Annotated in this window: 10 protein-coding genes; 8 read left to right on the top strand and 2 right to left on the bottom strand. The window is 54.8% G+C overall.

Features of this window, described 5'->3' with window-relative positions:
* Nucleotides 1–246 precede the first annotated feature (246 nt).
* The 6 genes from ppsA (at nucleotide 247) to upp (ending at nucleotide 7,039) form a co-directional block, all read left to right on the top strand.
* A complete protein-coding gene (gene ppsA / locus MVO87_RS02675; RefSeq protein WP_297552087.1) occupies nucleotides 247–2,622 on the top strand; it encodes a phosphoenolpyruvate synthase in 2,376 nt (791 codons plus the stop codon).
* 99 nt (nucleotides 2,623–2,721) lie between these two features.
* Nucleotides 2,722–2,943, top strand: a complete 222-nt coding sequence (locus MVO87_RS02670; RefSeq protein WP_015858658.1) for an AbrB/MazE/SpoVT family DNA-binding domain-containing protein — start codon at nucleotides 2,722–2,724, stop codon at nucleotides 2,941–2,943.
* 9 nt (nucleotides 2,944–2,952) lie between these two features.
* On the top strand, nucleotides 2,953–3,366 hold the full coding sequence (locus MVO87_RS02665) for a type II toxin-antitoxin system VapC family toxin (protein WP_297552084.1): 414 nt from the start codon (nucleotides 2,953–2,955) through the stop codon (nucleotides 3,364–3,366).
* 61 nt (nucleotides 3,367–3,427) lie between these two features.
* The gene (locus MVO87_RS02660) at nucleotides 3,428–4,837 is read left to right on the top strand and encodes an MATE family efflux transporter (RefSeq protein ID WP_297552082.1); all 1,410 of its coding nucleotides are present in this window, start codon (nucleotides 3,428–3,430) and stop codon (nucleotides 4,835–4,837) included.
* Between the two features lie 38 nt (nucleotides 4,838–4,875).
* Nucleotides 4,876–6,336, top strand: a complete 1,461-nt coding sequence (locus MVO87_RS02655; protein ID WP_297552079.1) for an MATE family efflux transporter — start codon at nucleotides 4,876–4,878, stop codon at nucleotides 6,334–6,336.
* Nucleotides 6,337–6,370: 34 nt separating this feature from the next.
* Nucleotides 6,371–7,039, top strand: a complete 669-nt coding sequence (gene upp, locus MVO87_RS02650) for a uracil phosphoribosyltransferase (protein ID WP_297552077.1) — start codon at nucleotides 6,371–6,373, stop codon at nucleotides 7,037–7,039.
* On the opposite strand, the gene MVO87_RS02645 is transcribed toward upp, so the two are convergent.
* Nucleotides 7,033–7,365, bottom strand: coding sequence for a hypothetical protein (locus tag MVO87_RS02645; protein WP_297512104.1), 333 nt, complete (start codon nucleotides 7,363–7,365; stop codon nucleotides 7,033–7,035). The two genes, upp and MVO87_RS02645, sit on opposite strands and share 7 nt — an antisense overlap.
* Nucleotides 7,366–7,618: 253 nt before the next feature.
* Here MVO87_RS02645 and MVO87_RS11265 point away from each other — a divergent pair, with 253 nt between their 5' ends.
* Both MVO87_RS11265 and MVO87_RS11260 read left to right on the top strand, forming a co-directional pair.
* Nucleotides 7,619–8,071 (top strand): class I SAM-dependent methyltransferase, encoded by a 453-nt coding sequence (locus MVO87_RS11265; RefSeq protein ID WP_342765093.1) that lies wholly within the window; start codon nucleotides 7,619–7,621, stop codon nucleotides 8,069–8,071.
* 38 nt (nucleotides 8,072–8,109) lie between these two features.
* On the top strand, nucleotides 8,110–8,394 hold the full coding sequence (locus MVO87_RS11260) for a hypothetical protein (protein ID WP_342765092.1): 285 nt from the start codon (nucleotides 8,110–8,112) through the stop codon (nucleotides 8,392–8,394).
* On the opposite strand, the gene MVO87_RS02635 is transcribed toward MVO87_RS11260, so the two are convergent.
* Nucleotides 8,323–9,129: a DUF2334 domain-containing protein gene (locus MVO87_RS02635; RefSeq protein ID WP_297512106.1), complete on the bottom strand. Its 807-nt coding sequence runs from the start codon at nucleotides 9,127–9,129 to the stop codon at nucleotides 8,323–8,325. The genes MVO87_RS11260 and MVO87_RS02635 overlap by 72 nt on opposite strands.
* Nucleotides 9,130–9,194 lie beyond the last annotated feature (65 nt).

Raw genomic sequence — 9,194 nt, 5'->3', positions numbered from 1 at the left:
AAGGACCCGAACACGTACCTCAACATCCTCAAGAGCGGAAACTACGAACTCGTCAAGGAGTTCTACAACGGAAAGTTCAAAATCTTTATAAGGAAGAACCTTGGGACCAATTAGGGCGCCCTATTTTCGAATGAGCACATCCCCTCTCTTTTTCAACCTTATACACTGAGGAACAGGCCTGGATAGTTAATTTTAAAAGCGACCACTCGATATATCACCCGCAGTAATTAAACGGAGGGAAACGCCATGAGCGAATACAGGTTTATAAAGTGGTTTGAGGAGCTCAGCAAGAAGGACGTCCCCCTTGTCGGAGGAAAAGGAGCAAACCTTGGTGAGCTCACCAACGCGGGAATACCCGTCCCGCCCGGATTCTGTGTCACCGCTGAGGCCTACAAGTACTTCGTTGAGAACGTCAAGGTTGAGGACGGTAGGACCCTTCAGGAGTGGATTATGGACATCATAAGCAAGACCAACGTTGACGACTCCAAGCAGCTCCAGGAGAACACCGCCAAGATAAGGCAGAAGATAATCGAGCTCCCAATGCTCCCCGAGATTGCCGAGGAGATTGAGAGGGCCTATAAGGAGCTCAGCGCCAGGTTTAACAAGGACGCCGTTTACGTCGCCGTCCGCTCTTCCGCCACCGCTGAGGACCTTCCAGAGGCTTCCTTCGCCGGCCAGCAGGAGACCTACCTCGACGTCTACGGCGTTGACGACGTCATAGACAAGGTCAAGAAGTGCTGGGCCTCACTCTGGACCGCGAGGGCTACCTTCTACAGGGCCAAGCAGGGCTTCGACCACAGCAAGGTTTACCTCAGCGCCGTCGTCCAGAAGATGGTCAACAGCGAGAAGAGCGGTGTCATGTTCACCGCCAACCCGGTCACCAACGACAGGAACGAGATAATGATTAACGCCAGCTGGGGCCTCGGTGAGGCCGTCGTCAGCGGAAGCGTCACCCCCGACGAGTACATCGTTGAGAAGGGCACCTGGAAGATAAAGGAGAAGTTCATCGCCAAGAAGGAAGTCATGGTCGTCCGCAACCCCGAGACCGGCAAGGGCACCGTCTACGTCAAGGTTGCTGAATACCTCGGCCCCGAGTGGGTTGAGAAGCAGGTCCTCACCGACGAGCAGATTGTCGAGGTCGCCAAGATGGGCGCCAAGATTGAGGAGCACTACGGCTGGCCGCAGGACATCGAGTGGGCCTACGACAAGGACGACGGCAAGCTCTACATCGTCCAGAGCAGGCCGATTACCACCCTCAAGGAGGCCAAGAGCGAGGAGAAGGCAGAGGTTACCGAGGAGGCCGAGGTCATCCTCAAGGGTCTCGGTGCTTCACCTGGCATCGGCGCCGGTAGGGTCGTCGTCATCTTCGACGCCAGCGAGATTGACAAGGTCAAGGAGGGCGACGTTCTCGTCACCACCATGACCAACCCGGACATGGTTCCTGCCATGAAGAGGGCTTCCGCTATCATCACCGACGAGGGTGGAAGGACCAGCCACGCGGCCATCGTCAGCAGGGAGCTCGGTATCCCGGCCGTCGTCGGTACCAAGGTCGCCACCAAGGTCCTCAAGACCGGCGACTACGTCACCGTTGACGGTACCCGCGGTGTCGTCTACAAGGGCATAGTCAAGAGCCTCGTCGAGAAGAAGGAGGAAGAGAAGGCCGCTGGAGGACAGGTCGTCGTTGCTGGTGCTCCGCTCGTCACCGCCACCAAGGTCAAGGTCAACGTCTCAATGCCCGAGGTCGCCGAGAGGGCCGCCGCCACCGGCGCCGACGGTGTTGGACTCCTCCGCGCTGAGCACATGATACTCAGCATCGGCCAGCACCCGGTCAAGTTCATCAAGGAGGGCAGGGAGGAGGAGCTCGTCGAGAAGCTCGCCGAGGGCATCAGGACCGTCGCAGCAGCGTTCTACCCGAGGCCGGTCTGGTACAGGACCCTCGACGCCCCGACCAACGAGTTCAAGGAGATGCCCGGTGGAGAGGACGAGCCGGACGAGAGGAACCCGATGCTCGGATGGAGAGGAATCAGGCGCGGTCTTGACCAGCCTGAACTCCTCAGGGCCGAGTTCAAGGCCATCAAGAAGGTCGTCGAGGAGGGCTACGACAACATCGGCGTCATGCTCCCGCTCGTTGGCCACCCAGAGCAGATAAGGAAGGCCAAGGAGATAGCCCGCTCGGTCGGCCTTGAGCCGCACAAGGACGTCGAGTGGGGCGTCATGATTGAGGTTCCCGCGGCCGCGCTCATCATCGAGGACCTCATCAAGGAGGGCCTTGACTTCGTCAGCTTCGGTACCAACGACCTCACCCAGTACACCCTCGCCATCGACAGGGACAACGACAGGATTGCCTACCTCTACGACGAGAAGCACCCGGCAGTCCTCAAGCTCATCAAGCACGTCATCAAGGTCGCCAAGAAGTACGGCGTCGAGACCAGCATCTGCGGACAGGCTGGTAGCGACCCGAAGATGGCTAAGATCCTCGTCAGGCTCGGCATCGACAGCATCAGCGCCAACCCCGATGCGGTTGAGCTCATCAGGAAGACCGTTGCCCAGGAGGAGCAGAAGCTCATCCTCGAGGCCGCTCGCAAGAGGCTCTTCGAGGATGAGGACGAGCTTGACTTCTGATTTCCTTCCTTTTCTCCTCTCTTAGTTTCTCTTGCAACTCTCCGGTTTTGTGGCACAAGGTTTATTTAATGCCATCTCTTATCCTCAAATGGTGATAGAATGTCCTCGGTGGAAGTTAAGAAAATCGACTCCCAGGGAAGGCTCGTTATACCAAAGTCATGGCGCGAGAGGTGGGGGAACGAAGTTATCCTCATAGAACTCGACGACAGGATAGAGATAATTCCCCGAAAACGACCGCGCCTCTCAAGGTTCTTTGACATAATCGATGCGGATGTTAAAGGGGAGGACATCGAAAAAGAACTGCTTGAAGGTCTCTACTGAGGTGTTCTTATGAGGTTCATAGACGCAAACGTCTTCCTGTACGCCCTGCTAAAGCCAAAGCCAAACCTGCCAAAAGAGGTCATTGAAAAGAAGAAGCAGGCAAGGGAAATCCTGAGACGAATTGAAAACGGAGAGGAAGTTGCAACAACCATCGTACATTTAAGCGAGGTCGCCAACATAATAGAGGCCAAGGTTAACCTCTCCACGGCGATAGATTTCATTGAAGAACTTTTAACGGCCGAAAACGTTCGGATTCTTTCGGTCACCCCAGAGGACTATATTAAGGCAACCGTCGTCGCGTCTGAGAAAAGAGTGAGTATAAACGATGCCCTCGCATGCCTGAAGATGATTGAACTTGGCATTAGCGAAATCTACACGTTTGACAGGCATTTTTTGAATCTCAACGTTCGCGTTCTTCCATAAGTGGCTCCTTTATCCACCCTAAAGTTTTTATACCAACGTTTCGATGGGTATCTGATAGCTCATGGACGGCGGGAAAATCCAGAGAATGCGCGAGCAGATACTCAGTGGCCCTGTTGTGAAGACACTCATCCTGTTAGCTTATCCCCTAATCATAAACCAGCTCGTGCAGGTCCTTTACAACCTCACCGACACCTTCTGGCTCGGCAAGCTCGGAAGGGAGGAGTTGGCAGCGCCAGGAACGGCGTGGCCCCTCGTCTGGTTCTTCATGTCCATCGGAATGGGCTTTGCAACGGCAGGTTTTGCCTTCGTGAGCCAGTACGTCGGAGCTGGAAACTACGAGAAGGCCAACCGCTCTGCAGGAGCGCTATACTCCCTCATGATGCTCTTCGCCATCGGCGTTGGAGCCTTCGGCGTGGTCTCTGCCCCTTACCTCCTGAGGTTCATGGGAGTCAGTGAGACGATATACCCGTACGCATTAGCTTACACCCGCGTCATCTTCGGGGGAATTCCGTTTGCATTTACCCTCTTCGCCTTTAACTTCCTTCTTAGGGCGATAGGCGACACCAGAACGCCTGTTAAGATAAACGTAGCGACGGTACTGCTCAACCTCGTCCTCGACCCGTTCTTCATCTTTGGCTGGGGGCCGTTTCCGAGGCTCGGCGTCGTCGGGGCGGCCGTCGCTACTATGCTCTCCAACAGCCTCGGCTCAATAGTTGGCGGTTACCTGCTCTTCACCGGTAAGGTCGGCATTCACCTAACGCTCAAAAACCTCAAGCCCGACCCCTACTTCTACTCCCGCATCTTCCGCGTCGGCCTTCCAGCGAGCGTTGGAACCTCAACGACCGCTCTGGGCTTTGTAATCCTCACGAGAATCATCTTCACAATCGGAGAGCTCTACGGGCAGACTCACGGGATAAAGGGCTTTGAAGACGTTGCCTTTGCGACCTATTCAATAACCAACAGGCTGACCAACTTCATGTTTGCCTTTTCAGATGGAATAAGCATGGCGATGGGAACGATGGTGGGACAGGCCATCGGGGCGAAGCTCTACGAGAGGGCCAAGGAGATAGCTGAGAAGGCGATGGCAATCAACTTCACAATCCTCGGTGTTGGAACGCTCCTCTTCGCCCTCTTCCGCGTCCAGATTTTCAGCTTCTTCATCAACGACCCGGCGATAATAGCGGAGAGCGCAAAAGTTGTCAAGTATTTCTCCGCCTCGCTCCCGTTCTTCGGGATATTCTCCGCCGTTAACAACGTCTTCCAGAGCTCGGGTCACACGAAGAAGAGCATGCTCCTCAGCATGTTCCGCCTCTGGGGTCTGAGGCTTCCCCTCAGCTACAGCCTCGGCGTCCTAACAAGAGACACAGCGGGACTGTGGCTCGGCATGGGGCTAAGCAACGTCCTCGGCGCGCTGGTAGCACTCGCGTGGTTCCTCCGCGGCAGCTGGATGAGGGCTATAATCGATGAGTAGCTTTAAATAGGAGCACTTCGATGGCGGTCTGATAGGCCATGAGGCTCCAAGAAATGCGCGAGGAGATAATCAACGGGCCGATAGAGAGAACGCTCCTCAGGTTAGCCGGACCCCTCATAGTAAACAACCTCGTCCAGGTCGTTTACAACATAACCGACACCTTCTGGCTCGGAAAGCTCGGCAGAGAAGCCCTCTCCGCCCCAGGTGTCACGTGGCCGATTATAGGAACGCTCATGTCCCTGGGCATGGGGTTCGCAACCGCTGGCTTCGCCTTCGTGGGCCAGTACATAGGTGCGGGAGAGTTTAAGAAGGCAGAGCGCTCCGCAGGGGCACTCTACTCTTTGATGCTCCTCTTCTCGGTTACAACGGCGGTAGTGAGCGTTCTAATCCTGCCCTACGCACTCCGCTTCATGAAGGTAACACCAACGCTCTATCCCTACGCCAAAGCCTATGCAACCATAGTCTTCCTCGGCGTCCCCTTCGCGTTCACGTACATGGCCTTTTCTGCCCTGATGAGGGCATCTGGGGACACGAAAACACCCATGAAAATAACGCTCCTTACGGTTTTCCTCAACATAGCCCTCGACCCCTTCTTCATCTTCGGCTGGGGGCCGTTTCCCAGGCTTGGCGTTGAGGGAGCCGCACTGGCAACGGTCATGGCCAACGCCACCGGCGCGATAATCGGATTTTACCTCATGTTCTCGGGGAAGGTTGCGCTGAAGCTCAACCTTTCCAATCTCCGTCCCGACTTTGAGTTCTACGGAAAGCTCTTCCGCGTCGGTCTCCCGTCGAGCATCGGGCAGTCAGCCAACAGCTTTGGCTTCGTCGTTCTCACGAGGATTATAATGGGCTTCGGCGACGTCACTTACGCGGCCTACGTCATAACAACCCGCCTCGTCAACTTCCTGACGAGCATCTCACGCGGTATAAGCATGGCCATGGGAACGATGATAGCCCAGAACGTCGGCGCTGGCAAGTTCGAGAGGGCAAAGAAGATAGCAGAGCGGACGATGCTTGTCAACTTCGCGATAGCGAGTTTGGCGGTTTTAATCATCGGAATCTTCCGCGTTCCAATATTCAAGGTCTTCCTCGACGACCCGAAGGTTATAGCCGAGAGCAAAATCGTCCTGGAGTACTTCCTAATCTCGGTACCGTTCTTCAACGGAATCTTCATCGTTGTCAACAGAACCTTCAGCTCGGCTGGCCACACCAAGAAGAGCATGCTCCTCGGCATAATCCGCCTGTGGGGCCTCAGGATTCCGCTGAGCTACGCCTTCGGCTACGTCGGTGCGATAACGCTCCTCGGACTTACGATTCCGCTGGCGGAGCTCTTCGACTTTACAAGCAGGGGAGTTTTCTTCGGTATGGGTTTGAGCAACTTCATCGGGGCGTTGATAGCCCTCGTCTGGTTCCTCCGCGGTAGCTGGATGAAAGCAATAATCGAGAAGGAGGCAAAAACAGTGGATAAAACAGACCCAAGTTATCAGGCGGAAGGCTAATAAAGGCTCGCCCCGAGTGGCGGACGGTGAGAGCATGAAGGCCGAAAGGTGGGAAGGCGTTTACTCCTTCGAGGACAGCCCGTTTTTGATGGAGATTCTGACGGAACTGAGGGACGAGAGAACTGGCCCAATAGCCTTCAGGAAGGGCCTCGTCAAGCTCGGCCGCTACATGGCTTATGAGCTGACGAAAACGATGGAAACCGAGAGGGTTCCCGTCAAGACCCCGCTGGAGGAAACCGAGGGCGTAATCGTCAGGGACAGGCGCAACGTGGTCATAATAACCGTTCTCCGCGCGGCAATTCCGCTCATGGAAGGCCTCATCAAGGTTCTCGACCACGCGCGCGTCGGCATAGTCTCCGCTTCCCGCGGAAAGGCCCCAAAGTTCGAGATTGAGATGAACTACGTCAAGATTCCGGAGATAAGGCCCGAGGATACTGTTATAGTCGCCGACCCAATGATAGCGACCGGCTCGACGCTGATTAAGGTCCTCGACGAGGTCAAGCGCTACGGGAAGCCGAAGCGCCTTGTTGTCGTTGGTGTCCTCGCGGCTCCTGAGGGAATAGAGAGGATAAAAAAGGCCCACCCAGAGGTCGAAATATTCGTTGCCAAGGTGGACAGGGAGCTTAACGACAAAGGTTACATCCTGCCCGGCCTCGGCGACGCCGGCGATAGGGCCTTCGGCGCGCCCATAAAGCTTCAGTAAAGCTTCCCGCCCTCTTCCCTCAGCTTCTCTTTCTCCTTTTCGAGCTTCTTCTTATCCTCAAGGAACTTCGCCCGGTAGTGGTAGCCTATCCGTCCGAAGAGAGTCGTCGCGGTGTTCATGAATCTCCCAGCGTAGGCCCCGATTATTGAAGCGACGACGAGAAGGCCAACGAAGAAGCCCGCCTCATCCCAGCTGTACCGGCCGAGCACGTGGAGACTATAACCAAGGGTCCCCAGGATAAAGGCAAAGGCTCCAACAACCAACACTACAAGTAAAATCTTGTACCCGTAACGCTCCATGAATAGAGCGAAATCCACGCCCACCACCGATTAAATTTTGGAGAGAACAGTTTTTACGCCTTTCGGTTGGGGTCGGCCAGTGCCAGTCTCTTCATCCGGTAGCAATCCGACCGGTAAACGCTCGTCATCCCCCTGCTCTATTTTCCAGTGCCTTTTTAAACCCTGGGGAGAACAAGCCTCGGCCGATGACGAGCGTTAGCCACGCTGACGGTGATGAGAAGAGGGTTAGCCGAGGCCCCAAACGTTTTAATTCCCCTACCGTAGCATTCTTGGTGGTTCGATGTCGTTGGAAGAGTTCTACCGCCATTTCCGATGGTGGATGGACCCAAAAAACGAGAGAGCTCTGCAACGGTTTAAAGCTATAGTCCAATTTTTTGAGGGACAGAACGTTAAGGCATCAAACATCCTTGACCTCTGCGCCGGAACTGGAATAGCTGGGGTCGCGGCCGCGAAGGCTCTCTCCGCCCCAAGGCTAACGCTGGTAGAATCAAGAGCTGAGGACATAGTAATAGCCAGGGAATGGCTCGAGGTCGCCGGCATAAATCCCGAGCTTAGACTGGTCACTGGTGATGTGCTGGAGCTTCCATCACTGGTAGGCGAACACGACCTCGCTCTCCTCTGGGGACACACAATGCCTCATTTTGACCCATTCCAAGCTGTTAAGCTCTTCTCAGGAGTTGCATCGGTTCTGAGTGAAGAGGGGGTTTCTTCGTTGAGGAAACAGACAGGATAAAGCGGTTCCTCTACGGCTCCGCATATAGGGATTTTTTAGTGGAAGGAAAGACCCGTGATTACGCCGTGGTTTCCCTTCACGAGGGCTACAACATCGAGAGGGGAATAGAGGAAAGAGGCTACTATAAGGTGCCAGGATTTGAGAAGATAGCAGAGATGAAGGTAAGGCCGTGGGATTTGGCCTCTCAGCTCGCACTAGGAAGGATTTTCTTCAAAAAAGCGGAACTGATAACCCCGGGAGAACACGGCGTTTCAGGAGTATCTGAGGTCCTCGTTTTTAAACGGCCGAGGAAAATTGCCCGCGAGCTTTATTCCCAGTTCTAAGGCCCCCTTTGAAGATTCCCTCTCTTTTACAAACCCCAGAAACTCCCTCAGAAATTCCATTCCGGCTTTGTTATTCACTGCCCTAGGGTGGACTGAGAGGAAGAACGTCCCATTTATGTTAGCGTAGGCGCTCTCAGCACTGACGAGTTCATAGGGGAAAAGGAAAGAGGGCGTATACCAGGTGTACTCGCGGTTGTAAACCGGCTCAACCGTGCCTTTCGGGAGGTAGATAAAGTCCTCACCGATGACCGTTATGTTATGCGCGAGCAGAACAGATAGAGCGTCGTTTGAGAGTGCGTAGCGCGGGGCGATGAAGTATCTCGGCGTGACGTTGAGGTGCGATAGGGCCCTGAACCCGAGCTCAAGCTTTTTCTCGGCAGTACTCGCATTGCAGTTGAACTCATCGCCAATGTGGGTGTAGCCGTGGAGCTCGACGTGATAACCTTCGCGCCTGAGCTTCCCGAGGAACTCTATGAACTCCCTGTACTTCCAGATGGGCATTTTCCCTCCGTGGTTTGGAATCACAAATAGATACGTCTCGTTCTGGAGGCCGTATTCATCGATAACGGCCGTTATCTCCCTCAGCTGGGGAAGGTAGGCGGGACTGACGTCATGAACGAGTACCGCGAAGCGCCCAAAGGCGGGAACGTATGCGGGTCGGGAGAGTGAGCTCGAGGATAGCAGAACCAGAGCGACAACGATGAGCATTATGGCGTTCCTTAATGACTTCATCATCTAAAGAAAGGGGAAAGAATGCGTAAAAACCTTTCTAAAGGTGCTTCCTGAGAAAGTTCCTCACC

Source organism: Thermococcus sp., assembly GCF_027063845.1.
In the GTDB taxonomy this organism is placed as follows: Archaea; Methanobacteriota_B; Thermococci; order Thermococcales; family Thermococcaceae; genus Thermococcus.
Note: the sequence above shows the minus strand (reverse complement) of the source record. Positions and strands in the feature narration are given on the sequence as shown.